25 protein-coding genes are annotated in these 23,214 nt (G+C 64.8%); 15 read left to right on the plus strand and 10 right to left on the minus strand.

Going from position 1 to position 23,214, the window contains the following annotated elements:
- Nucleotides 1-18 precede the first annotated feature (18 nt).
- The 11 genes from E8E91_RS03005 (at nucleotide 19) to E8E91_RS03055 (ending at nucleotide 12,927) form a co-directional block, all read left to right on the plus strand.
- On the plus strand, nucleotides 19-630 hold the full coding sequence (locus tag E8E91_RS03005) for an HTH domain-containing protein (RefSeq protein WP_280374535.1): 612 nt from the start codon (nucleotides 19-21) through the stop codon (nucleotides 628-630).
- A gap of 207 nt (nucleotides 631-837) precedes the next feature.
- On the plus strand, nucleotides 838-2,415 hold the full coding sequence (locus E8E91_RS03010; RefSeq protein ID WP_280374536.1) for a malate:quinone oxidoreductase: 1,578 nt from the start codon (nucleotides 838-840) through the stop codon (nucleotides 2,413-2,415).
- A 348-nt stretch (nucleotides 2,416-2,763) separates the two neighbouring features.
- Nucleotides 2,764-4,407 (plus strand): phosphoethanolamine--lipid A transferase, encoded by a 1,644-nt coding sequence (locus E8E91_RS03015; RefSeq protein WP_280374537.1) that lies wholly within the window; start codon nucleotides 2,764-2,766, stop codon nucleotides 4,405-4,407.
- 143 nt (nucleotides 4,408-4,550) lie between these two features.
- On the plus strand, nucleotides 4,551-5,216 hold the full coding sequence (locus E8E91_RS03020; protein WP_280374538.1) for a class I SAM-dependent methyltransferase: 666 nt from the start codon (nucleotides 4,551-4,553) through the stop codon (nucleotides 5,214-5,216).
- A 15-nt stretch (nucleotides 5,217-5,231) separates the two neighbouring features.
- Complete coding sequence (locus tag E8E91_RS03025; protein ID WP_280374539.1) at nucleotides 5,232-6,176, plus strand: hypothetical protein; 945 nt, start codon at nucleotides 5,232-5,234, stop codon at nucleotides 6,174-6,176.
- Between the two features lie 192 nt (nucleotides 6,177-6,368).
- Nucleotides 6,369-7,712, plus strand: a complete 1,344-nt coding sequence (locus E8E91_RS03030) for a UDP-glucose/GDP-mannose dehydrogenase family protein (RefSeq protein WP_280374540.1) — start codon at nucleotides 6,369-6,371, stop codon at nucleotides 7,710-7,712.
- On the plus strand, nucleotides 7,709-8,701 hold the full coding sequence (locus tag E8E91_RS03035; RefSeq protein WP_280374541.1) for an NAD-dependent epimerase: 993 nt from the start codon (nucleotides 7,709-7,711) through the stop codon (nucleotides 8,699-8,701). The genes E8E91_RS03030 and E8E91_RS03035 overlap by 4 nt, the downstream gene beginning before the upstream one ends.
- Before the next feature lie 6 nt (nucleotides 8,702-8,707).
- On the plus strand, nucleotides 8,708-9,490 hold the full coding sequence (locus tag E8E91_RS03040; protein WP_280374542.1) for a VTT domain-containing protein: 783 nt from the start codon (nucleotides 8,708-8,710) through the stop codon (nucleotides 9,488-9,490).
- Nucleotides 9,491-9,576: 86 nt separating this feature from the next.
- On the plus strand, nucleotides 9,577-10,317 hold the full coding sequence (locus E8E91_RS03045) for a glycosyltransferase family 2 protein (protein WP_280374543.1): 741 nt from the start codon (nucleotides 9,577-9,579) through the stop codon (nucleotides 10,315-10,317).
- Nucleotides 10,318-10,361: 44 nt separating this feature from the next.
- Entirely contained in the window at nucleotides 10,362-11,891 is a 1,530-nt protein-coding gene (locus tag E8E91_RS03050) for a glycosyltransferase family 39 protein (RefSeq protein ID WP_280374646.1), read from the plus strand.
- Nucleotides 11,892-11,967: 76 nt separating this feature from the next.
- Complete coding sequence (locus E8E91_RS03055) at nucleotides 11,968-12,927, plus strand: SdiA-regulated domain-containing protein (protein WP_280374544.1); 960 nt, start codon at nucleotides 11,968-11,970, stop codon at nucleotides 12,925-12,927.
- Here E8E91_RS03055 and E8E91_RS03060 read toward each other — a convergent pair.
- A complete protein-coding gene (locus tag E8E91_RS03060) occupies nucleotides 12,914-13,633 on the minus strand; it encodes a phosphatase PAP2 family protein (protein ID WP_280374545.1) in 720 nt (239 codons plus the stop codon). The genes E8E91_RS03055 and E8E91_RS03060 overlap by 14 nt on opposite strands.
- Before the next feature lie 117 nt (nucleotides 13,634-13,750).
- Between E8E91_RS03060 and E8E91_RS03065 the strand changes: the two genes are divergently transcribed.
- The 3 genes from E8E91_RS03065 (at nucleotide 13,751) to E8E91_RS03075 (ending at nucleotide 16,202) form a co-directional block, all read left to right on the plus strand.
- The gene (locus E8E91_RS03065) at nucleotides 13,751-14,434 is read left to right on the plus strand and encodes a response regulator transcription factor (RefSeq protein ID WP_280374546.1); all 684 of its coding nucleotides are present in this window, start codon (nucleotides 13,751-13,753) and stop codon (nucleotides 14,432-14,434) included.
- A gap of 208 nt (nucleotides 14,435-14,642) precedes the next feature.
- Nucleotides 14,643-15,821: an MFS transporter gene (locus E8E91_RS03070; protein ID WP_280374547.1), complete on the plus strand. Its 1,179-nt coding sequence runs from the start codon at nucleotides 14,643-14,645 to the stop codon at nucleotides 15,819-15,821.
- A 48-nt stretch (nucleotides 15,822-15,869) separates the two neighbouring features.
- Nucleotides 15,870-16,202 (plus strand): hypothetical protein, encoded by a 333-nt coding sequence (locus E8E91_RS03075; RefSeq protein WP_280374548.1) that lies wholly within the window; start codon nucleotides 15,870-15,872, stop codon nucleotides 16,200-16,202.
- Nucleotides 16,203-16,352: 150 nt separating this feature from the next.
- Here E8E91_RS03075 and E8E91_RS03080 read toward each other — a convergent pair whose 3' ends face one another.
- The 8 genes from E8E91_RS03080 to E8E91_RS03115 form a co-directional block, all read right to left on the minus strand.
- Complete coding sequence (locus tag E8E91_RS03080) at nucleotides 16,353-17,147, minus strand: DNA adenine methylase (RefSeq protein ID WP_280374549.1); 795 nt, start codon at nucleotides 17,145-17,147, stop codon at nucleotides 16,353-16,355.
- Entirely contained in the window at nucleotides 17,117-17,317 is a 201-nt protein-coding gene (locus tag E8E91_RS03085) for a Com family DNA-binding transcriptional regulator (RefSeq protein ID WP_280374550.1), read from the minus strand. Before E8E91_RS03085 ends, E8E91_RS03080 begins: the two co-directional genes overlap by 31 nt.
- A gap of 129 nt (nucleotides 17,318-17,446) precedes the next feature.
- Nucleotides 17,447-17,905: a YiiX/YebB-like N1pC/P60 family cysteine hydrolase gene (locus E8E91_RS03090; RefSeq protein ID WP_280374551.1), complete on the minus strand. Its 459-nt coding sequence runs from the start codon at nucleotides 17,903-17,905 to the stop codon at nucleotides 17,447-17,449.
- A gap of 3 nt (nucleotides 17,906-17,908) precedes the next feature.
- The gene (locus tag E8E91_RS03095) at nucleotides 17,909-18,487 is read right to left on the minus strand and encodes a hypothetical protein (protein ID WP_280374552.1); all 579 of its coding nucleotides are present in this window, start codon (nucleotides 18,485-18,487) and stop codon (nucleotides 17,909-17,911) included.
- 9 nt (nucleotides 18,488-18,496) lie between these two features.
- Entirely contained in the window at nucleotides 18,497-19,792 is a 1,296-nt protein-coding gene (locus tag E8E91_RS03100; protein ID WP_280374553.1) for a hypothetical protein, read from the minus strand.
- The gene (locus tag E8E91_RS03105) at nucleotides 19,792-20,373 is read right to left on the minus strand and encodes a phage tail protein (protein WP_280374554.1); all 582 of its coding nucleotides are present in this window, start codon (nucleotides 20,371-20,373) and stop codon (nucleotides 19,792-19,794) included. The genes E8E91_RS03100 and E8E91_RS03105 overlap by 1 nt, the downstream gene beginning before the upstream one ends.
- A complete protein-coding gene (locus E8E91_RS03110) occupies nucleotides 20,366-21,484 on the minus strand; it encodes a baseplate J/gp47 family protein (protein WP_280374555.1) in 1,119 nt (372 codons plus the stop codon). Before E8E91_RS03110 ends, E8E91_RS03105 begins: the two co-directional genes overlap by 8 nt.
- On the minus strand, nucleotides 21,462-21,845 hold the full coding sequence (locus E8E91_RS03115) for a GPW/gp25 family protein (protein ID WP_280374556.1): 384 nt from the start codon (nucleotides 21,843-21,845) through the stop codon (nucleotides 21,462-21,464). The genes E8E91_RS03110 and E8E91_RS03115 overlap by 23 nt, the downstream gene beginning before the upstream one ends.
- Before the next feature lie 69 nt (nucleotides 21,846-21,914).
- Here E8E91_RS03115 and E8E91_RS03120 point away from each other — a divergent pair, with 69 nt between their 5' ends.
- Complete coding sequence (locus E8E91_RS03120; protein WP_280374557.1) at nucleotides 21,915-22,679, plus strand: hypothetical protein; 765 nt, start codon at nucleotides 21,915-21,917, stop codon at nucleotides 22,677-22,679.
- Here E8E91_RS03120 and E8E91_RS03125 read toward each other — a convergent pair.
- A complete protein-coding gene (locus E8E91_RS03125) occupies nucleotides 22,676-23,209 on the minus strand; it encodes a phage baseplate assembly protein V (RefSeq protein WP_280374558.1) in 534 nt (177 codons plus the stop codon). The genes E8E91_RS03120 and E8E91_RS03125 overlap by 4 nt on opposite strands.
- Nucleotides 23,210-23,214: the final 5 nt, after the last annotated feature.

The following is a 23,214-nucleotide window of genomic DNA, read 5'->3' on the forward strand; positions in this document are numbered from 1 at the left end:
GGCCAAGGGGGGAGTCGAATGCTGCAAGGAATGGGACGCACACAACAGGACCTGCTCGGTGCCCTGCTCTACCAGCCGGGCGGCATGAGCATCGACGAACTCGCCAACCACCTGGCGGTGACCCGCACGGCGATCCGCCAGCACCTGGCCGCGCTGGAGCGCGACGGGCTGATCCTGCGGGGCGAAACGCGGCCCACCGGCCGCCGCCCCGAGCAGCTCTACCTGCTCAGCCCGCGCGGCCGGGAGCTCTTTCCCCGCCAGTACCATCTGCTGGCCGACCTGCTGATCGGCGAAGTGGCCGGACTCATCGGGCGCGACGCCCTGATAGCGCTGATGCGTGGGCTGGGCCGCAAGCTGGCGGCCGAAGTGGAACAGCAAATCGTGGACGAGACCCACATCGCCCAGCACATGAACCAGGCCGGCTACGAAGCCGAGATCATCCTGCGCAGCTCCGGCGAGCCGGAGATCGTCGCCCACAACTGCGTCTTCCATCACCTGGCGGCCGCCCACCCGGAAGTCTGCGAACTGGACCTGGCGCTCATCGGTACCCTGGGCGGCGGCGAGGTGGACCACACCGAATGCATGGTCCGCCAAGGCCAGGTCTGCCGTTTCCGCATCCGGCGCAAGTGACCGCCTAGCCCGCCTGACCAGCCAATGGCGGGTTTCCGCCCCATCCACAGCCAAAAGCCGGCCGATCCGGGCGGATTCCCGCCACCTCCCGCCCGCTCGAAGGCCTTGAAAGCCGTGCAGTGAATCGTTTCACAGCGTTTTCCCAATTCCGGCACGCCCTTTGCCTACGCACCGCCCTTTTCGAGAAAAGCAAAGGGAACCTCCCCCATGAAAAAAGTCCTCATAGGACTCCTGTGCCTTGCGACACTCGGTTGCGCCAAGCAACCGGAACCGGAGAAAACCGTCGACGTACTGCTGATCGGCGCCGGCATCATGAGTGCCAGCCTCGGCACCTACCTCCACGAGCTGGAACCGGACTGGACCATCGACATCTACGAACGCCTGGACCAGGTCGCCGCGGAAAGCTCCAACCCCTGGAACAACGCCGGCACCGGCCACTCCGCCTTCTGCGAGCTGAACTACACCCCGGAAACCGCCGACGGCAGCATCGACATCAGCAAGGCGGTGGCGATCAACGAATCCTTCGAGATTTCCAAGCAGTTCTGGGCCTACCAGGTCGAGCGCAATGTGCTGAGCAACCCGAAGTCCTTCATCAACGGCGTGCCGCACATGAGCTTCGTCTGGGGCGATGACAACATCGCCTTCCTCAAGAAGCGCCACGCCGCCCTGCAGCACAGCTCGCTGTTTCGCGGTATGGAGTACTCCGAGGATCACGAACAGATCAGCAAGTGGGTCCCGCTGGTGATGGAAGGTCGTCCAGCCGAGCAGAAGGTCGCCGCGACCCGCATGGCCATCGGCACCGACGTGAACTTCGGCGAGATCACCCGCCAGCTCATCGACTCCCTGGCCAAGAGCGACAAGGTCTCGCTGAACCTCAAGCACGAGGTACGCGACATCAAGCGCAACGACGACGGTACCTGGACCGTGGTAGTCGCCGATCTGGGCAACAGCGAGGCGGTAACCAGCGTCAAGGCCAAGTTCGTCTTCATCGGCGCCGGCGGTGGCGCCCTTAAACTGCTGCAGAAATCCGGCATTCCGGAAGCCGAAGGCTATGCCGGCTTCCCGGTGGGCGGCCAGTTCCTGATGACACGCAACCCTGAAGTGGTGGCCCAGCACCAGGCCAAGCTCTATGGCAAGGCCTCCGTGGGCTCGCCGCCCATGTCGGTGCCGCACCTGGACACCCGGGTGATCGATGGCCAGAAAGTGCTGCTGTTCGGACCTTTCGCCACCTTCTCCACCAAGTTCCTGAAGAACGGCTCGCTGCTGGACATGTTCAGCGCCCTGACCACCGACAACATCGGCCCGATGACCAACGCCGGTCTGGATAACATCCCGCTCAGCACCTACCTCATGGGTCAGCTGATGCTGAGCCAGGCCGACCGCATGCACGAGCTGCGCGAATACTTCCCGGACGCCAAGGACGAGGACTGGGAACTGCTGACCGCCGGCCAGCGCGTTCAGGTGATCAAGAAAGACGCCGAGAAAGGCGGCATCCTGCAATTCGGCACCGAAGTCGTCAGCTCCGCCGACGGCAGCATCGCCGCCCTGCTGGGCGCCTCGCCGGGCGCTTCCACCGCCGCGCCGATCATGCTCACCGTGCTGGAGAAGACCTTCAAGGACGAGGTCCAGACCCCAGAATGGCAGGCCCGCCTGAAGGAGATCATCCCCTCCTACGGCCGCAAGCTGAACAACGACCTGGAGCTGACCAACCAAGTCCGCGCCTGGAGCAGCGAACGCCTGCAGCTGGAGCACGTTCCGGTGCTGCCTGAAGTAGCTGCGCAGTAAAGGCCCTCACCCCCGGCCCCTCTCCCAAAGGTAGAGGGGCGACTCACGCCGGCAGCTCCCCATCATCCGGCTAGACCCCTCCGTTCCTGTGGGGGCGATTTCAATCGCCTAGCAGGACGCAGTCCTGCCCAACGGACTCACTGCCCAGCCAGACAACCCTCACCCCCGGCCCCTCTCCCAGAGGTAGAGGGGTGACTCGCGCCGACGGCTCCGTGTGATCCGGCCGGCCTCAACACACCCTTCACAAACCCAACATTTTCCCAAGGTTTTCTTCACGAATTCTTGATTCCGCCGTTCCTAAGCTCCTCGTCATATCCATGAGGGATATGTCGTCACAGCGAGCGGATCATGTTCAAACGCATCTCGATACGCCCCGAAGCCCTGGCCTTCCTGGCCAGCCTTCTGCTTCTCTCGATCTACAACCTTCCGCTCTGGCAGCACCTCTTCTCCATCATCCCCGCGGATGCCGGCGGACTGGGAATGGGCGCGGCGTTCGGTGTCATGGTGCTGGCCGTGTTCAACCTGGTGCTGGCGCTGGTGTCGTTCCGCTGGGTGTTCAAGCCGGTCCTCATCTTCCTGTTCCTCGCCAGCTCCGGCGTCGCCTACTTCATGAGCCAGTACGGCGTGCTCATCGACGCCAACATGCTGCGCAACGTCGCGGAAACCGACGTCAACGAAGTGCGCGACCTGCTCTCGTTCAAGCTCGTGCTGTTCATCCTGATCCTCGGCGTGCTGCCCAGCTGGCTGCTGTGGAAGCTGCCGGTGCGCCACCAGCCGCTGCGCCGCGCGCTGTTCGACAAGCTGATCCTGGCTGTGGCTTCGGTGGCGGTACTCGGTGCCGTCGCGCTGGCCAACTACCAGGGGCTGGCGTCGCTGCTGCGCAATCACCACGAACTGCGCCTTCTGGTGGTGCCGAGCAACTACCTGAATGCCTCCTACGGCTACCTCAAGGAACAACTGGTGGTGGCTGGAGCACCGCTGCAACAGATCGGCACCGACGCACGCAAGGCGCCCGCCTGGCAGGCCCACCAGCGCAAGTCGCTAACCGTCCTGGTGATCGGCGAAAGCGCGCGGGCGGACAATTTCGGCATCCTCGGCTACGGCCGCGACACCACGCCGCTGCTCAAGAGCCAGCCGGGCGTCACCGCATTCGGCAACGTGCGCTCCTGCGGCACCGAAACCGCTGTTTCCGTACCCTGCATGTTCTCCAACATGGGCCGCCACGACTACGACGCTGCCCGCGCCCGCAGCCAGGAAGGCCTGCTGGATGTCCTCAAGCATGCGGGGATTGCGGTGACTTGGCGCGACAACCAGTCCGGCTGCAAGGGCACCTGCGACCGGGTGACCCAGGACAATCTCAGCCATCGAAAAGACGCGGCCTTCTGCACCGACGGCGAATGCCACGATGAAATCCTGCTGAAGGACCTGCAGGCCTACATCGACCAGCTCAAGGACGACTCCGTGCTGGTCCTGCACCAGATGGGCAGCCACGGCCCGGACTACGCCAGGCGTTATCCCAAGCGCTTCGAGAAATTCACCCCGGTGTGCACCAGCAACGCGCTCAACCAGTGCAGCGAGCAAAGCATCGTCAACGCCTACGACAACACCCTGGTCTACACCGACTACGTGCTGTCGAACCTGATCGACCTGCTGCGCAAGAACCAGGACAAGGTCGACACCGCCATGCTCTATATCGCCGACCACGGCGAGTCGCTCGGCGAATACAACCTCTTCCTGCATGGCACGCCCTACTTGCTGGCCCCCGACCAGCAGAAGCATGTGCCCCTGCTCACCTGGTTCTCCGACAGCTACCGCAAGGACTTCGACCTCGACACGTCCTGCCTGGGCAAGGAACGGGACAAGCCGCTGAGCCAGGACAATCTCTTCCATTCCGTGCTCGGCCTGCTGCAGGTGCAGACCGGGGAATACAAGGAAGGCCTGGACCTGTTCGCCCCTTGCCGTGCCGGTAGCACAGCCGTGACCGGTGTCTGAGGGCGCCGGCCGTCACAGGGACGCGCCATGACATTTTTTTCACGGGCTTTTGACCTCGCCACAACAGCCCGCCCTCTAGATTGAATAGATTCCTACACGGACCCGGTGCATACATGCCCCAACCTCGGCCGAAGCCTTTCGAGATGGAAAACTCAGGCGCCCCCGACGACGAATACGTCGAACTTCCGTCGCAGCCACGTCGCGAGGGCCTGGCCCGGCGCCTGGCCAACTGGCGTGAAGACCTCATGACGCGGCAAGCCATGCGTATCGCCGGCGAGCCGAACCTGGTGCTCGACCTGCCCTGCGGCAGCGGCCGCTTCTGGCCGACCCTGACCCGCCATCCCAATCGCCTGGTGCTGGCAGCCGATGAACCGGTCCCTCCGCTCGTCCGCTCCCATGCCAGCCGACGCGTGGAAATCGCCGAGCGCATCTGCGTGCTGCACACGCCGCCCTTTGCCATCGACCTCGGCGAGAACGCCGTGGATGCGATCTTCTGCATGCGTTTCCTGCATCACCTGGACAGCGCCGAACGGCGCCTGGAAGTGCTGCGGGAATTTCACCGGGTCACCCGCGACACCCTGATCGTCTCCCTCTGGGTGGACGGCAACTACCAGTCCTGGAAGCGCAAACGCATGGAGCGGCGACGCAACCCCGATGGCTTCAGCGGGCGCCGGCCCGGCCGCTTCGTGGTGCCGCGCGCAGAGATCGAAAGCGAGTTCCACAGCGTCGGCTTCGACATCCTTTCCCATCTGGACCTGTTGCCAGGTTTGGCCATGTGGCGGGTCTACGTCCTGCGCAAGGCGTCCTGAGCAAAGGAGCTTTTCATGTCTGCAGATTCCGCCTCGATACCCTACCGCCGCTCCCCCATCCGCAAACGGCCACGCTCCGGGACACAACTGCTGATGCTGCTGCTCGACCGGCGCGCCGCGCGCTGGTTGTTGGCGGGTGTCGCCCTGCTCCTGCTGGTGGGTGCCGGAATACCCGCCTGGCACCACCTCTACCCGGCCACCGCCGCGGAGGGCTGGCGCTACAAGGTGCAACTGGATGCCATCGAACGGGTCAGCGCGCTGCTGCCGGACGGCCAGGGCGGTCTGTACCTCAGCCAGGAGATTCAGAATGGCAAGGGACGGATTCTCCGCACCGGGCCGGGCGATCAGCGGCGTGTGGTGGAAACGGGCCTATCCAAGCCCGACGGCATGGTGCGCTATCGCGGTGGCGTCGCCTTCAGCCAGGAACAGGGAGAACACCCGGTAATGTGGCTGAACGACCAGGGCACCCGGCAGCTGTTCAGCGGCGACAGCGTCGAAGGCCTGGCCACCGACGGCCACTACCTCTACGCCATCGAGGATCTCCACAAGAATGGCCGGCTGCTGCGCTACGACCCGGAAACCGACAGTGTGACCACCCTGCGCAGCGGGCTGGACGAGGCCGAGGCGATCGCCTCCTGCCCCGATGGCCGGCTGTTCTACACCGAAAAGAACTTTGGCCACGTACGCCAGCTTCGCGCCGACGGTAACGACCCCGTGGTCCTCGACGGCCTGCATGAACCCGGCTTCCTGCTCTGCAACCGCGAAGGCCTGTGGATCACCGAAGACGCCACCCACATGGCGCGCGTCCTGCTGCTGGACGGCCAGGGCGGCCTGAATGTCGTGCTGTCCCACCTGCGCTCGCCGCAGACCATCGTCGAGACCGCTCCGGGCCGTTACCTGGTCGCCGAGCAAGGGCGCAACCGGGTGCTGGAACTGGCGAGACAGGACGATCACCCCTGAAGCCGGCGCCCGGGAGTCGGGCCTAAACAAAAGCGCGAACAAATTCAACAACCTGACACATCGGTACACAATTTTCACATTTCCCCTGCTAGGTTGTTCCTAACGCCCGCTCGCCGGGTCGGCCGGGAGGGGTCGGGACCGGCGCACCGTAAGGTCGCCAGACGGGCAGAGATAACAACAAACAGGCGCTGAATGAACATCACCATATTCGGAACGGGCTATGTCGGCCTGACCCAGGCAGCCTGCCTGGCAGAAGTAGGCCATACCGTGTGCTGCGTCGATATCGACGAACGCCGAATCGCCCAGCTCAGGCAGGGCCTGTCACCGATCTACGAGCCTGGCCTGGAGACACTCCTACGGGGCAACCTCGCCGCCGGACGCCTGACCTTCACCACCAGCGCCGCTGACGGCGTGGCATTTGCCAAGGTCATCTTCATCGCCGTCGGCACGCCACCTGACGAAGACGGCAGCGCTGATCTGCGGCACGTCTTCACCGTCGCCGACACCATCGCCACACACGCCGCCGAGGCCAAGGTGGTGATCAACAAATCCACCTCCCCCGTGGGCACCGCGCAGCGCCTGAAGGCTCACCTGGACGAAGCCCTGACACAACGCGGTCATGGGTTTGACATGCAGGTCGTGTCCAATCCCGAGTTTCTCAAGGAAGGCTCGGCGGTGGAGGACTGCATGCGTCCCGAGCGCATCATCGTCGGCGTTGACGGCGCACAGGACATCGACCTGTTCCGCGAACTTTACAAACCCTTCAGTCGCAATCATGAAAAGCTGATCGTCATGGACAGCCGCAGCGCCGAGCTGACCAAGTACGCGGCCAACAGCATGCTTGCCACCAAGATCTCCTTCATCAACGAGATGGCCAACCTCGCCGAGCGGCTGGGCGCGGACATCGAAATGGTGCGCAAGGGCATCGGCTCCGATTCGCGAATCGGCTACGACTTCATCTACGCCGGCTGTGGCTACGGCGGGTCCTGCTTCCCGAAAGACATCCAGGCGCTGCAACGCACCGCCGCCGAAGTGGGCTACCACCCGCAACTGCTGGAGGCCGTGGAATCGGTCAACCACCGGCAGAAGCACAAGGTATTCGAGAACATTCACCGCCACTACGATGGCGACCTCAGCGGCAAGACATTCGCCCTCTGGGGCCTGTCCTTCAAACCCAACACCGACGACATGCGCGAAGCGCCCAGCCGGGTCCTGCTGGAAGCGCTGTGGGCGGCCGGTGCGCGGGTCCGCGCCTTCGACCCCGAGGCGATGCCGGAAGCCAGGCGTATCTATGGCGACCACCCTGCCCTGCGCCTGGTCGACTCCAAGGAAGAAGCCCTGGACGACGCCCACGCCCTGGTGATCCTCACCGAGTGGCTGAACTTCCGCGTCGCCGACTTCGGCCTGATCCACCAGCGCCTGGGCGACAAGGTGGTGTTCGATGGCCGCAACATCTTCGAACCCGCCCACCTGGTCCGCGAAGGCCTGGCGTACTACCCAATCGGCCGTGCCGCTGTAGGAATCACCCCGCGATGAAGTTTCTGGTCACCGGCGCTGCCGGGTTCATCGGTTTCCACACTGCGCTGCGCCTGTGCAACACGGGGCACCAGGTAGTCGGCATCGACAACCTCAACGACTACTACAGCGTCGACCTCAAGCTTGCCCGCCTGGAGCGGCTGCGCGCGCTTCCCGGCTTCGTCTTCCACAAGCTGGATATCGCCGACCGCGAGGCGATGCAGGCGCTGTTTCACGAGCAGGGTTTCGAGCGTGTCATCCACCTCGCGGCCCAGGCTGGGGTGCGCTATTCGCTGGACAATCCGCATGCCTACGCCGAAGCCAACCTCACCGGCTTCGTCAACGTGCTCGAAGGCTGCCGCCACAGCGGTGTCCAGCATCTGGTCTACGCCTCCAGCAGCTCGGTTTACGGAACCAACGCCAAGGTGCCCTTCGCCATCGAGGATGCCGTCGACAACCCGATCTCGCTCTACGCCGCCACCAAGCGCGCCAACGAGCTGATGGCCCACACCTACGCCCACCTCTACCGGCTGCCCACCACCGGCCTGCGCTTCTTCACCGTGTACGGTCCCTGGGGCCGTCCGGACATGGCGCCGTTCAAGTTCACCAAGGCGATCCTCGAAGGCCAGCCGATCGAGATCTACAACGAAGGCGACATGTCGCGGGACTTCACCTACATCGACGACGTCGTCGAAGGCATCGTCCGCATCCAGGACTGCCCGCCGCCCTACGCGGACGAGACGGAGCAGGCTCGCCTGGGCGCGCCCGCACGGCTGTTCAACATCGGGCTGGGCTCACCGGTACGCCTGCTGGATTTCGTCGGCTGCATCGAGTCGGCAACCGGCGTCGAGGCGATCAAGCAGATGAAGCCCATGCAGCCCGGCGACGTGCCACAGACCTGGGCCGACGTCAGCGCGCTGGCCAAGCGCACGGGCTTTCGTCCCGGCACACCACTGCGCGAAGGTGTCGGTCGCTTCGTCGACTGGTACCGGACCTTCTACGGAGTCTGACGGCATATGGGCAACGAACCGCGCCAGCTGACCGAGATCCAGCGCACCCGCCCCCAGCCGGAAGGCACCCGGCCCCATCAGGCGGCGGCCTTCGCGGCGCCACGGGCGATGCTCAAGGGCCTGGGACTGATCCTCAGCCTGGCGCTGATCGGCTACCTGTTCGACACCAGTGATCTCGGCAACGCGGTCAACGAAGCCTGGATCGACGCCCACATCCGCGGTCACGGCGTCGAAGGCACCCTGCTCTTCCTCGCCGTGGGCACTCTGTTCACTGCGCTCGGCCTGCCCCGGCAGATCATCGCCTTCCTTGCCGGTTACGCCTTCGGCCTGCTGCCCGGCACCCTGATCGCCACCCTGGCGACCTTGGGCGGTTGCCTCGTCACCTTCCTCTATGCCCGGCTGTTCGGCCGGAGCCTGCTGCGCGACCGCCTTGGTGCTCGCGCCGCGCGCTTCGACCGCTTCATCCACGAACACCCGTTCTCGATGACGCTGCTGATCCGCCTGTTGCCGGTGGGCAGCAACGTGCTGACCAACCTCGCCGCCGGCATCTCCAGCGCGCGGCTCGCGCCCTTCCTGGCCGCCAGCTTCATCGGCTTCCTGCCGCAGTCCCTGGTGTTCGCGCTGGTGGGCAGTGGCATCTCGGTCGCGCCGACGCTGCGCATCGGCACGGCAGCGGTGCTGTTTCTGATCTCCGGCATGCTCGGCGCCTGGCTGTACCACCGCCATCGCCATGGCCTGGGTATCGATGACAAGGTCGACGCCGCACTGGGCGAAGCGGAGCAGCCGTGATGGGCACACAACATGGACAGGCGACGACGGCGTCGCAACCAGGGAACGCAATGACTCGTATGAACCCTTCTGAAGACGGACACCGCATGTCGAACAGGCCTTACCTCTCCGTACTGATCCCGGCCAAGAACGAAGCCGAGAACCTGCCCACGCTGCTGGAGGAAATTCGCCAAGCGCTTGCCGGCGAGTCCTTCGAGGTGATCGTGGTCGACGACGGCAGTACGGATAACACCGCTTCGCGCCTGCTCGCCATGAAGCACGCCGGCTACCCGCAGTTGCGCATCCTCAGCCATGACCGCTCGCTGGGCCAGAGCACCTCGATCTACCACGCGGCGCAAGTCGCCGAAGGCACCTGGCTGGCAACGCTGGACGGCGACGGGCAGAACGACCCGGCGGACATCCCCGGCATGCTGGCCATCGTCCGCCGCCCGGACGCCCCCATCAATCTCAAGCTGATCGCCGGCCACCGGGTGAATCGCCGCGATACCGCCAGCAAGCGCTGGGCCTCGCGTTTCGCCAACCGCCTGCGCGGCCGTCTGCTCAAGGACAACACCCCGGACACCGGTTGCGGCCTCAAGCTGATCGAGCGCGAAGCCTTCCTCCGCCTGCCCTATTTCGATCACATGCACCGCTTCATCCCGGCGCTGATCCAGCGCCATCAGGGCGGCATGCTGGTTCACCCGGTGAATCACCGCCCGCGTAGCGCCGGGGTTTCCAAGTACGGCAACCTGGACCGCGCCCTGGTGGGCATCCTCGACCTGTTCGGCGTCTGGTGGCTGATCCGCCGCACCCGCTTCAACACCACGGCCCGCGAACTGGAGAGCTGAGCATGGGTCGCCTCTCGCCCACCCTGGATGGAACCGCCGAACCCATGAGCCTGCTGAGCTCCCGGCGCATCTCGCTGCTGCTCCTGCTGTTGCTCGCCGCCGCGATGATCAGCGCGGGCCTCGGCATGCGCCACCCGTCCAACGTGGACGAAGAACGCTTCCTCGGCGTGGCCCTGGAGATGCTTCAGGGCGGCGACTGGCTGATTCCCCATCGCGCAGCCGAGATCTACCCGGACAAGCCGCCGCTGTTCATGTGGGCCATCGCCAGCCTTACCCGGCTCGGCATTTCGCCGACCATCGCGCTGTTCCTGCCGGCGCTGCTGGCCGGCCTGGTCACCGTCGCCTGCCTGCACGACCTCGGCGCGCGCCTGTGGAACCGCCGCGTCGGCGTGATCGCCGGCCTGCTGTTCCTCGCCACCTACCAGACCTACAGCATCCAGCGCGCGGGACAGATCGACGGCTTCCTGCTCCTGTGGACCGCCCTCGGCCTGTACGGCATGGCCAGGCACCTGCTGCTGGGGCCCGCCTGGGGCTGGTTCTACGTGGCTTGCGCGGCCATGGGCTTCGGCATCATCAGCAAGGGTGTGGGCTTCCTCCCGGCGCTGATGTTCATTCCCTATGTCTTTGCCGCACGCCGTGGCTGGCACGGCGTGGCGCGGATGCCGGGCGAAGGCCGGGCCTGGCTGCTCGGCCTGGTGGTGGCCCTGGCGGCCATCGGCACCTGGCTGCTGCCGTTGATCATCAAGGTGACGCTGTTCGGCGACGAGGCCAGCCGCGCCTACCTCAACGAAATCCTCCTGCGCCAGACCGCCCACCGCTACGCCAACGCCTGGCACCACCGCGAACCCTTCTGGTTCTTCTTCACCCATGTGATTCCCAAGTACTGGCTCCCCCTGGTGCTGGCCCTGCCCTGGCTGGTACCGGCCTGGCGCCGCCAACTGGCCAAGCGCGACGGCCGTTACCTGGTGCTGCTGGGCTGGGTCGTGCTGGTGCTGATCTTCTTCAGCCTCAGCAGCGGCAAGCGCAAGCTCTACATCTACCCCGCCCTGCCCGGACTGGTGCTGGCCACCGCGCCCCTGGTGCCCTGGCTGCTGCGCCGCTGGTTCGCCAGCCGTCCGCGCGGCCGGAAGATTTTCATTGGTCTGGCCCTGTTCTGGTTCTTCGCCTGGTTTGCCCGCGGCTTCGTCGAGCCGATCAAGGAAGGCGTCAATCCGCGCCAGACCCTGATGACCGAAGTGGCCGATGTCACCAACGGCACCGAGCTGATGCTCACCCACTGGCGCGAGGGCCACTGGCTGTATGCGCGCCAGCCCCTGGTGCACTTCGGCATGGTTGGGCCGCAGCAGGTGGAGAAAGCCGCCGAGTGGCTGCGCAGCCACCCCGGTAACTACGCGCTGATCCGGCCTGAAGACCTGCCCCGCTGCTTCAAGCCGGAACTGGCCAAGCGCGTCGGCGATGGTGACGACGAAGACTGGTACCTGGTGCAGGGCAACGCCGACAACGGCCAGTGCCAGGACGCCACGGCCCGGCAACAGCAACCCTATCGATTCGCCTGGAAGCAACCACTCGACTGATGGACCGATAACGGAGTGCGGCCCCCACTGTGGGGGGCTCGCGGCCGGCGCTCGTCCGAAGTACAGGATAAAAACAATGAACAGTGCAGTTGAACTCAAGCGACACACCACCCGGCCGGGGCTGAGCCTTCGCCGGCTCGCCCTCTGCGGACTGGGGCTGGCGGTCCTGCTCGTCGCCGTGGTCGCCACCGGCAAGTTCCACTGGCACCAGCGGGCCTGGTTCTATGTCACCAGCAACCTGCACGCGGACGCCTGGGCGGGCCGCAGTGTCTGGCTGCCGGATTACCGCGTCGAGGTCGAGGCGCGTCCGGTGGAAGGGTTGAACGACGACCTGTCCGCCATCGCCTTCGCCGCGGATCGCAAGGGCCTGCTGGCGGTAACCAACGCGCCACCGGTCAAGCTGCTGGAGCTGGACCACGAGGGGAAAATCACCGCGCAATACCCGCTGGAGGGCTTCGAGGATGTCGAAGCCCTGGCCTACATGGGTGACGGCCAGGTGGTGGTGACCGATGAGCTGCAGCAGCAGTTGGTGTTCTTCCGCCTGCCCGGGCAGCCCGGCCAGGTCATCGACAAGCGCGACAGCCAGACCCTGGCCCTGCCGCTGGCCTCCAGTGCTCACAACAAGGGCTTTGAAGGCGTGGCCTACGACGCCGCCCACGACCGCATTTTCGTCGCCAAGGAGCGCGACCCGCGCCAGCTCTATAGCGTGAGCGGCGTCAAGGCGAGCCTCGGCGGCAAGTTGCAACTCAAGGTGGAAGACCTCAGCGACTGGATCGATCGCAGCGTCTTTACCAGCGATATTTCCGACCTGCATTTCGACGCCGCGACGGGGCACCTGCTGGTGCTCAGCCATGAATCGAGGCTGGTGATCGAACTGGACGAGAACGGCGATCTGGTCAGTTTCCGCACCCTGCTCGGGGGCTTCGGCGACTTGAAGGAAAGCGTGGGCCAGGCCGAGGGCCTGACCCGGGATGACGCGGGCAATCTGTATGTAGTGAGCGAGCCGAACCTGTTCTACCGCTTCAGGAAGAACTGACCGGTAGCGCCTCCCCGGCCTCCACCGGCGCCGGCCGGTAGAGCACCAGGCGGTAGCAGACCAGGCTGATCACCCAGTCGAACAACAAGGTCCAGACGTTGTGGGAGAGGAAATGCGCCCCCTGCATCATCCTCCCCAGAGAGAACAGGCTGCCAAGGGCCAGGGCGCCCACCAGCGCTACTCGTGCCAGGCGCGGACGGCGGTCACGCAGGGCGAAGAACAGCGCCAGCAAGGAGAAGCCGGCCGAGGCATGGCCGCCAGGCCAGCAACGCCCCGGTTTGTCGACGTAGGGATGGTGGCCTACCAGCGGCGAGTACGGCTCGACGCCGCCGAACTCCTCGAGGCTCCAGGGGCATTGCACGGCGGTGACCGCCTTGAGCGGCGTGACGATGGCCGTGGACAGCCCCAGTGCCAATACCAGGTAGCCCAGCGGGCGGCGCCACTGGTGCAGCCGGCTGGAGAGCAGGCTGGCGATGAAACCGGCGATGGCCAGCACGCCGAGACCGATCACCGCCTGCTTGGCGCGGTCGTGCAGCACGTCTTCGAGGAAGGCGCTGTGACGACCGATGAAGCCGGTCTGCGGGTCATAGAAGAGATGGGCAAGGGCGAAGTCGAGCCGCGGTACGTCAACCAGCAGCAGGAGCGCCATGGCCGCCAGCGGCAGGCCGCTCCAGAGCGCGAAATTGAAGGGTCGCGAGTGGGGCATCGTGAAGTCCTGGGTGAGAAAGGGCCGCCGCAGTCTGACGTCCCTCGCGTGAGCAACTGGTAAAGGTCTTGTGAAAAAAGCATCAACGGCGCCCCGGTGCCGGACAGAGGGCAACACGTGCGCATACTGATCATCGAAGACAACCGCGACATTCTCGCCAATGTGCTGGACTATCTCCAGCTCAAGGGCTACGGCGTCGACTGCGCCCAGGACGGTCTCTCCGGCCTGCACCTGGCGACCACCCAGCACTATGACCTGATCGTGCTGGACATCATGCTGCCTGGCATCGACGGCCTCCAGCTGTGCAACCGCCTGCGCCAGGAAGCCCGCCGCGACACGCCGATCATCATGCTCACCGCCCGTGACACCCTGGAGGACCGCCTGGCAGGGCTCAGATCCGGTGCCGACGATTACCTGGTCAAGCCATTCGCCCTGTCCGAACTGGTGGCGCGTATCGAGGCTGTGGTGCGGCGCAGCCACGGCGGGCAAAAGCGCCTGCTCCAAGTGGCTGACCTCAGCTACGACCTCGACACCCTCGAAGCCACCCGCGCCGGCCAGATCATCAAGCTCAACCCCCTCGGCCACAAGCTGCTCACCACCCTGATGCGCAGGAGCCCCGCCGTAGTCCGCCGCGAAGTGCTGGAAGAAGCCCTGTGGGGCGACAATTGCCCCGACAGCGACAGCCTGCGCAGCCATATCCACCAGCTGCGCCAAGCCCTCGACAAACCCTTCCCGCGCCCGCTGCTGCACACCATCCATGGGGTCGGCTACCGGCTGGCGGATCTGGAAGAACGGGACTGAGGTGGGGCAGATTCAGAAGCCAATCCGGTAGGGTGCGCCGTGCGCACGGGCGGTTTGACGGGGTGCCGAAGCCTCGGTGCGCACAGCGCACCCTACGGTCCAGACCGAGCCAGAGGGGGCGGCCTGCGCTTGGGGCGAATTCGCCTTCACAGTTTCTTGACCCCCTTCTTGCCTAACCTGATAGCAGCCGCACCAACAGGACAGGGACATGCCCGCTACCACAACCACCTCCCGCATCCCGCGCACGGTCTGGGCGCTGGGTTTCGTCAGCCTGTTCATGGACCTTTCCTCCGAACTGGTGCACGGCCTGCTGCCGCTGTACCTGGTGGGCAGCCTGGGCGCCAGCATGCTCGCCGTTGGGCTTATCGAAGGCCTGGCCGAAGCCACCGCCCTGGTGGTCAAGGTCTTCTCCGGGGCTATCAGCGACTACCTGGGCAAGCGCAAGGGCCTGCTGCTGTTCGGCTACGGCCTGGCGGCGTTGACCAAACCCCTCTTCCCCCTGGCCGGTTCCGCCGACCAGGTGCTGCTCGCCCGCCTGCTGGACCGGGTCGGCAAGGGAATCCGGGGTGCGCCACGGGATGCCCTGGTGGCCGATGTCGCCCCGCCGGAAATACGCGGCGCCTGTTTCGGCCTGCGTCAGTCCATGGATACCGTTGGCGCCTTTCTCGGGCCACTGCTGGCGATCCTGCTGATGACGCTGCTGGCTGGTGATATCCGCCTGGTGCTCTGGTTCGCGGTGCTGCCGGCCCTGGTATCCGTGGCCTGCATCCTGGTTGGCGTGAAGGAACCCGACGCTTCCCGGCCTTCCCGGCACCTGCGTTCGCCCGTCCGCTTCCGCGCCTGGCGCAGCTTTCCTGCAGCCTACTGGTGGGTGGTGGGCCTGGGCGCCCTGTTCAGCCTGGCCCGCTTCAGCGAAGCCTTCCTCGTGCTGCGGGCGCAGGACGCCGGTTTTTCCACCACCTGGGTTCCCCTGGTGATGGTGGTGATGGCGGGGTTCTACATGCTGTCGGCCTATCCGGCCGGCAAGCTCTCCGACCGAATCAGCCCGACGGGGTTGCTGGCGTTTTCCCTGGTACTGCTGATCGTCGCCGACCTGCTGCTGGCCCGTGCCGGCTCCCCCGCCCTGCTGCTGGCCGGCGTCGCCTTCTGGGGCCTGCACATGGGTTTCAGCCAGGGCATCCTCGCGGCACTGGTGGCCGAAACCACCCCGGCGGACCTCAAGGGCACCGCGTTCGGCCTGTTCAACCTGGCCAGCGGCGCCGCCCTGCTGGTGGCCAGTGTGCTGGCAGGCTGGCTGTGGCAGAGCCTGGGCGCGGCCAGCACCTTCCTTGCCGGTGCCGCCTTCTGCGTGGCGACGCTCCTGCTGCTGGTGCTGCGTCGGCGCTAATCGAAAGTCGGGCTGCCCTCCCTGCCTGCCGGCGCGAACCTTGGTCCGATGGCCCGGGGCGGCTGCCGCCCGCCCCTGGGCTGGCACGCCCAGGGCAAGGAAGCCTGGGCGCTGGTGGCCGCCAGCGTGCTGGTGGCGCCGTTGTTCCTCTGGGCGCCCTGGCTGTGCCTGACGTTGTGGTACTGCGCCGGCAACTACTACTTCACCCACAAGCAGGCCCACGACCATCCCGACTGGGCGCGCAAGCACCTGCCCTGGCACTACGACCACCACATGGGTCCCAACCCGCAAGCCAACTGGTGCGTGACCAAGCCCTGGTTCGACTGGGTGTTCGGCACGCGGGAGCATTTCGTGGGGAGGGAGCGGGAGGCGGCTTCTTGAAACCGAGGTTCCGAGCTGCCTGAAACACCCTCACCCCCGGCCCCTCTCCCAATAGGAGAGGGGTGACTCGCTGACGCCGCGCGCGAAAATTTCCGGCGATAGCGTGCGATAAATGCTGATGTGGGTTCTTGGGCATACTGCAAAGGAATCTTAGAAAAGCCCAGCCGGTTCGGCCTGGATGTCCCAACTGAAGATCAGCACCTCCTTCGCCTCGCTCCCCTTGCCACCCCCGACCGTGTACTTGATGTCCGTCGCCTCGACATGGAAGTCGGCGAAGCATTCGCGGATAACAGGGTGGTCATTGAGACTGATGATCGCCTTGCCCTTAATCACCTTGAGCATCCTGGCCATCTCCTGGTACTGCTCGAACTCGAAGGGCACACCGTAGCCCTCGGTCTCCCAGTACGGCGGGTCGCAGTAGAAGAGCGTGTGCTCGCGGTCGTACTTCTTCATCACCTCCTGCCAGCTCAGGTGCTCGATGTAGGTGCTGCTGAGCCGCAGATGGGCTGCGGACAGCGTCTCTTCCAGACGCAGCAGGTTGAGCCCTGGTGGCGTAGTGGTCGCGGTCCCGTATGTTTGGCCATCCACCCGCCCACCGAACGCGCTTTGCTGCAGGTAGTAGAATCGGGCCGCACGCTGGATGTCGGTCAGCGTCTCCGGCCTGGTCATCTGCAGCCACTTGAACACTTGGCGACTGCTCAGCGCCCACTTGAATTGCCGGACGAACTCCTCCAGGTGGTTCTGCACCACCCGATAGAGGTTGATCAGCTCGCCATTCACGTCATTCAGCACCTCCACCTCGGCCGGTACCGGACGCAAGAAGAACAGCGCGGCGCCACCGGCGAAGGGTTCGACGTAGCAGCTGTGCTGGGGAAACAGCGGGAAGATTCGGTCGGCGAGCCGGCGCTTGCCGCCTAGCCAGGGGATGATCGGTTGTGCAGACATGGTGCCTCCTGATGGCTGGGGGCGCTCGATGGCGGTCGCAGGAGGCTCTCGGCCTTCAGGTGGTTCAGTGTCCGGCAGCGCGGGCACTTGATTTGGAGTTCAACGAATCCGCTGGCTCTCGCCAGCATGCGGCTACAGTGGCCGCAACGAATGTCTTGCATGATCTGCAAACCCTTTGCACTTCTGATAGGCTCCCCGCCGCTCACGCGTGAGCAGGGGGCCTCGGCTGGCTTGCAGGGTATGACTGCAGGTCGGTGGTCAGCTTGGGTGCTGGAACACTGAGGCTGACCGCCCTCTTCTTATCCTTCTACCGGGCACAGCCCTCGCTCGGGCGCCAGCATCCATAGATGTTGAGGCGTGATCCGGCGCAGCGCCTCCGGGCGGAACCAGGGCTCACCGGCCTGATCGACCGCCCAGGCGACCAACTCCGAGCAGAACCACGAGTCTTCCTCCTGCCAGTCACGGTGCAGCCCGAGGCCGGCCACGGCCGTCCAGTCGTAAGGCTTTCCGATCTGACTGCGCGCCGCGTCGATGATCGCCTGCGGGTTGCGTGCCGGCAGGTCGACCAGCTTGTAGTCCGAGGCGCGCTGGATAGCGTAGGCCTTGGATACCTGCCGCACACCACCCAAGGCAACGGCCTCGACCACATGAGGTCCGGCCACTAGGGCAACATGGCTCCAGCGCGACCAGGTGGCTGTGCGGATCAGTCCGCTGAACGGGTGGTGCGTCGTACTGAACAGCAACTGAATGCCACTCATGGCTCATACCCCCGCGTTGTTGCCTATGCCGGAGACAGCTGCCTCGATGCTGGCGATTGTCTGTGTGGCTATGTCCTGCGCCTGCTCAACATTACCGGCGGCCATCGCCGCGCGGACCAGTTCCTTGGCCTGCAGGCGCACGGTGCGCAGTTGCACCAGGGCGGCGTTGTACTGGGCGGCCTCGCCCAGGATGCTGTCGGCGGCTTGCTGCGGGGTGCGGCCGTTGATGGCCCAAGCGGCAACCATCGGCGGCACGGCGCCTTGGTAGCCGGCATCGGCGAAGGCCTTCGCCTCCATGGCTGCGCGCTCGTACTCCACCGCGCGCAGCGGGTCACCGGCCACGGCTTCACGGGCGGCGTCGGCGGCTGCATCGATAAGGTTGCAGAGGGCGGCAGACGACGGTGGCGCCGGATCGGCAAGAAATGGACGGCCAGCTGCGTCAAAGTCGATCACCAGCCCTTGCGATTGGCCTGCCAACAGGACGGCATGCTCCTCGGCAGTGATCTCCACCACGTCAGCCGGCATGTTGTCGTCGTGGATTTCTCGGCTGTAGAAGCCACCCGTGGATTTAGAGAAGTACATAGTGGCTCCTTAATTACCTTTAACGATCCAGCGGACGACCTGAGCTGCCGAATGTGAGTTGGTAAACGAGATCTGGCTGGTGCTGACAAGGGCAATACCGCAGGAACCTTGAGAAACACCTGCGAATGAGCAGACACCGGCCAGAATCGCATTGGGGAACGTAATTGGCAGGGTAATCACCTGGGGGGAGTTACCAGCCGGTACGCTGACCGTCCCCCACTGCTCGATCTGCCCGCTGGGCAGCTTTTGGTAGCCGTTAAGTACGAGCGACGAGCTAAACGAGTCGTCATATCTCAAGTTGTTCAACACCGCCCACTCGGTACCGTTGATTGCAGTCACGACGACGGTCTGGCCGCGAACAAGCCCAAAGCTAGTAATGCCATTCAAGTTCATGGCAAACGTGGCGCCGCCCGAGCCCTGGATTGTTGCAGATCCGCGACCCAGCATCGCAATGGTGACAGTTGACCCAGAAGGTGCCCCCAAACTCGCCGGGGTCGGGAATAGAACCGACCCACCGTCCACGGGCTGAAAAAAGCCGCCGAGATGTGCTTCAGAAATGACCGTACCGTTCAACAGGGAGCCAAAGGTCCGATAATTTCCAAGGGCGCGCTGCAAAAACGCCGAGTTTACAAGGCTCTGATCGTTGTCAAATTGAGGCGGTGTTGGGCAGGTCGGGTTGCCAGTAAATACCGGTGAGGCCAGCGGGGCTTTCGCTGCTAGCGCGTTGGTCACGGTGGTGGCGAAGTTCGGATCATTGCCCAGCGCGGCGGCGAGCTCATTGAGGGTGTCCAGGGCACCTGGTGACGAGGCGACCAGTGCGGCAACCGCCGCCTGGACGAAGGCGGTGTTGGCCAACTGCGCGCTGTTGGTGCCTGCTGCAGCTGTTGGAGCCGTTGGGGTGCCAGTCAGAGCCAGGCTTGCGGGAATGTCTGCGGAGGTCAGTGGCGACCCTGACGTAACCAGGCCTTTGGCATTGACGGTTACCTTCGGGTAGGTGCCAGCCACCGCGCCGCTGTCGGCCAAAGTCAGCACGATGTTGGCGTTGGCGCTGCCATCGAAGGAGGCATTGCCGCTGCCGGCGCCGCTGATCGACAGCGTACGAGCCGTCGCCAGCTTGGTTGCCTTGAGCACCGCCACGGTACCGTTGAGGAACGCATCGATCTTGGCCTTGAGCCAGGCGGTGCGATTGCCGAGCTGCTCAGCCTGGAGGTTGGCGATGCCACCAGGCCCACCTAGCACCGGGTCGGAGGTTTCGATCTGGTAGACCCCAGCAGGGTAATCGGGCGTTTCCGGCAAGTTAGCCATTAGCTGCTCCCATGGTTGTATTGGCCGTCGTACGCGGCGACTTGGTTGTAACGGATGGCTACCGCCGAGTACTCCAGCGAGGCGAGTCGGCAGCGAGCCGGCGCCGTGGCCTTCAGCACGCGACGGAGCAATTCGGCCTGGTCATTGGTGATGGGCTGGGCGAGGAACACGCGGTACACCGGCCAACTGCCGGTATCGCCGTAGACACGGATACCGTTGAAAGTGGCCTGGCCGTCGTAATCCAGTCCGCCCAATCCCTCCAACAGGGTCACCTCCCCGAAGCCCAGCAGGCGGATCACCTCGCGGATCGACCAAGGGGTGCCCTTGTAACGATGCAGGGTGACGGCGTTCTTGATCAGATTGCGGCGGACATCTTCGGACTCGGCCAGCAGCCAGGCCGCTTCATCGAGCAGGGAGAACTGCTCGGCCAGGTTCGGCAGCAGGGCCGCCTTGACCTGGTCGACCAGGTAGACGGCCATCGCCCCCAAATCGAGGTCGGCATAGGTCTCGGCGAGCAGTTCGCACAGCTGGGCGAAGCGCTCATCCCCGGCCAGTGCCGGCGGGAGCTGTTGCTCAGCCATCGACCACCCCGGCGTCCGTCAGCACGATGCCGGTGCAGTTGGCCCATTGGTGCGATTGCACGGCCGTCAGCACCGGCAAGGTCACTGCCGCCCGGTACACCCCGACCACCTGCAGGACAGCCGTGAGCTGCTCAGGGACGATGTCGCGCCCCAGGCCGGCGCGCAGATTCGCTGCCCAAGCATCGGCCGCCGCCTGGGCCAGAGCCATGGCCCCGACCCGGTCGGCGGTGGCGTAGAAGGTCAGGCTGGCCTGAATGGTGAACACCACCTGGACGGGGGCCAGCGCATGCACCGTGTCGCACAGCGGTCGGCGCTTCTCACCGCTCAGGTAGTTCAGCACCAGGGTGAGCATGTCGGCGGTAGGCAAACCGCTGGAGGTCAGGGGGTACACGGCGACATGGCCATCGAGCTGACCATCGTCAGGTCCCTGCACGGCCACGTCGACGATGTCCTGGTGAACCGACAAAGCGTGGAAGCGGTAAGAGCCACGGCTGCCAGCGTTGGTGTAGGCCTCCGGCGCCAGGATGATGCGCTCGCGGTAGCGGTCATCCAGCTCTTCATCGGCGCCATCGGCCGGCACTGTCACGTTGGTGGCCACCAGCCCTTCGAAGGGGGCGCTGGGCAACACACTGATCTGCCCCGCCGCCCAGCCATTGCCCGCAGCGCCGGCCGTCTGGCAGGTGGCCGAGGTCTGTACCTGGGTCTGACCGGCCTGGATGGTGGCGTCTGCGTCGGTGGTGAAGATCAGGCGGCCATCCTGGCTGGTTACCTGGGTGCCGGTAGGGATCAGCAGCGGTAGCGCCGCGACCTCGCTGACACTGAACTGCAGCCTGCAGCGCGCCGGCTGGGCGAGCAGCCGGGGAGTGCCCACCAGGTCGCCCAGATAGTCGAGGATCGGCCCCGAGCTGAAACGCACCAGGAGCTGCTCGCCGGCATGCTGGATGGCCATCAGCGCCAGGCTCTGTGCATAGGCCACCTGGTCGATGAACAGGCGCTCGATCTGCGCCGGGTACAGGGTCTTGCCGGACTTCGCCTCGTAGCGGGCGACCAGGTCTGCCTCGATGGCGGCCGGATCGATCTTGACGAACTCAGGCGGCGGCAGTTCGCGCATAGGGCACCTCGGTTTGCTGGATTACACCGTCAGCGATGCGCCAACGCACCCGCAGGCGAACGTGTGCCTCCTCGATGTCAACCTGCACGTCCACCAGCGCTACGCGGGTTTCCCAGCGGCGGATGGCCTCCACGGCTTCGCGCACCAGGTGCGGCGTGACCCGGTTGGTTGGGTAATCGATGTAAAGGTGGAGGTCGCTACCGAACTCGGGGCGATGGGGGTCGCTGCCCCGAGGCGTGGTGAGGATGATGCGGATGGCCTGGTCGATGTCGCGTAGGCCCTGCACTGCCTCGCCTGGCGTGCCTAGAGCGGGTTGCCAATGGGCGGAGGTGAGCGTGGTGTAATCGATGGGCGTGGTCATGCGCCCATGGTGGAGGGATAGGCTAAGTTGAGCTTTTAATCGGGTTTAAAGAGACCGGAGGTTGAGCCCATGCCTACATTTCCGCTTGTTTCCGAGCTGCCCACGGTTCTTGAGGCCAGCGGCTGGTCCTGGCAACGATTCGACCTGTACAACCACGACGGATTTTGGATAGGTACTGATCTAGAAGGGAATCGCTGGCTGACGAAACTACGTAGGGTTGAGTATGCATATCGTGAGATCGTATTCGACCGTCTTGCCCAGCGTATGGGATGGTCCTGCCAAAGCACCACTTTCCTTCAGCTATCCAGCGCGGATGCAGATTATCTTGGGGTAACGGAAAGAGTTCATGGCGCCCATTGGTTCCTGGATGAGCATTCGCGGGACCGGGCATGCTCTTCTGGCTGCCCCTTCGAGTTCTGCCTGGACCGCCCCTTCACCAGCATTGACGACTTCGACGGCTGCGGTATCAAGAATCTGCTGGACTGGCCCAAGGCAGACTTTGCTGCCTGCCTTTTTGGCGCGAATGAACCCTCAGACAGGCTAATCACAGTGGACCATGAGTTGGTCATCATCGACTCTGAGCAGATGTTTGCCAGCTCTCCATGCGCTCTATCAGGTTGTGCATGGTGGAGCACGTCAGATGGCGAAAGCTCGCCCTCAGGTCGAGCATTGGCGCTGGAGGTTTGTCGAGACATCCACGGACTGACGGCTGATGATCTAGAGCAAGCTCTCTCAGTACCCCGGGGAATCAAGGTGCCTACTCGCAGGTTGAAAGATACAAGATCACGCCTTAAGGCCAGCTATGAGTTCGCAAGCGAGCGGGCAGCACTTTAGTGCGAATGGTGGTTCGAGTTCCCCCCGTCATCCATGATCGTCCCCGTCGCATGGATGTTACCGTCCACCACCAGGTCGCCCGTCAGGGCCACCTGGGGGATCTCCAGGAAAGCCGAGGGTGCCTTCACCACAACGGGTGCCCCGGTCTCCACGCTTAGCCCCAGGGCACACTTCAACGTGGTCGCCCCCACACAATCGACCGCCAGCACATGTGCCTCCCGGTCATAGGTCACCAGTGTGCCGTCGCTGAAGCGCACGTAGTCGGTGTCCTGGTCCACCACGGGCGGCGGCTCGGCCGTCGAATAGACGCCGCCCAGGAACACGCCCCCAACACCGTCGGCATCGAGCAGCACCGCGACCTGCTCACCCAGTTCGGGCATCAGCGGCCGCCGCTGGGTGCCCTGGGTGTTGCGCTGCGGCACATGGAGCCAGTAGCTCTGGACCCCATCGCGTTCATCCAGCCGCACGCGGATGCGGCAGTTCTTGAAATCCACGGCGCTGACTTCGCCGTACTCCAGTTCCACGGGCATGTTGT

Origin of the sequence: Pseudomonas sp. BN515, assembly GCF_029873155.1 — a bacterium.
Classification (GTDB): Bacteria; Pseudomonadota; Gammaproteobacteria; order Pseudomonadales; family Pseudomonadaceae; genus Metapseudomonas.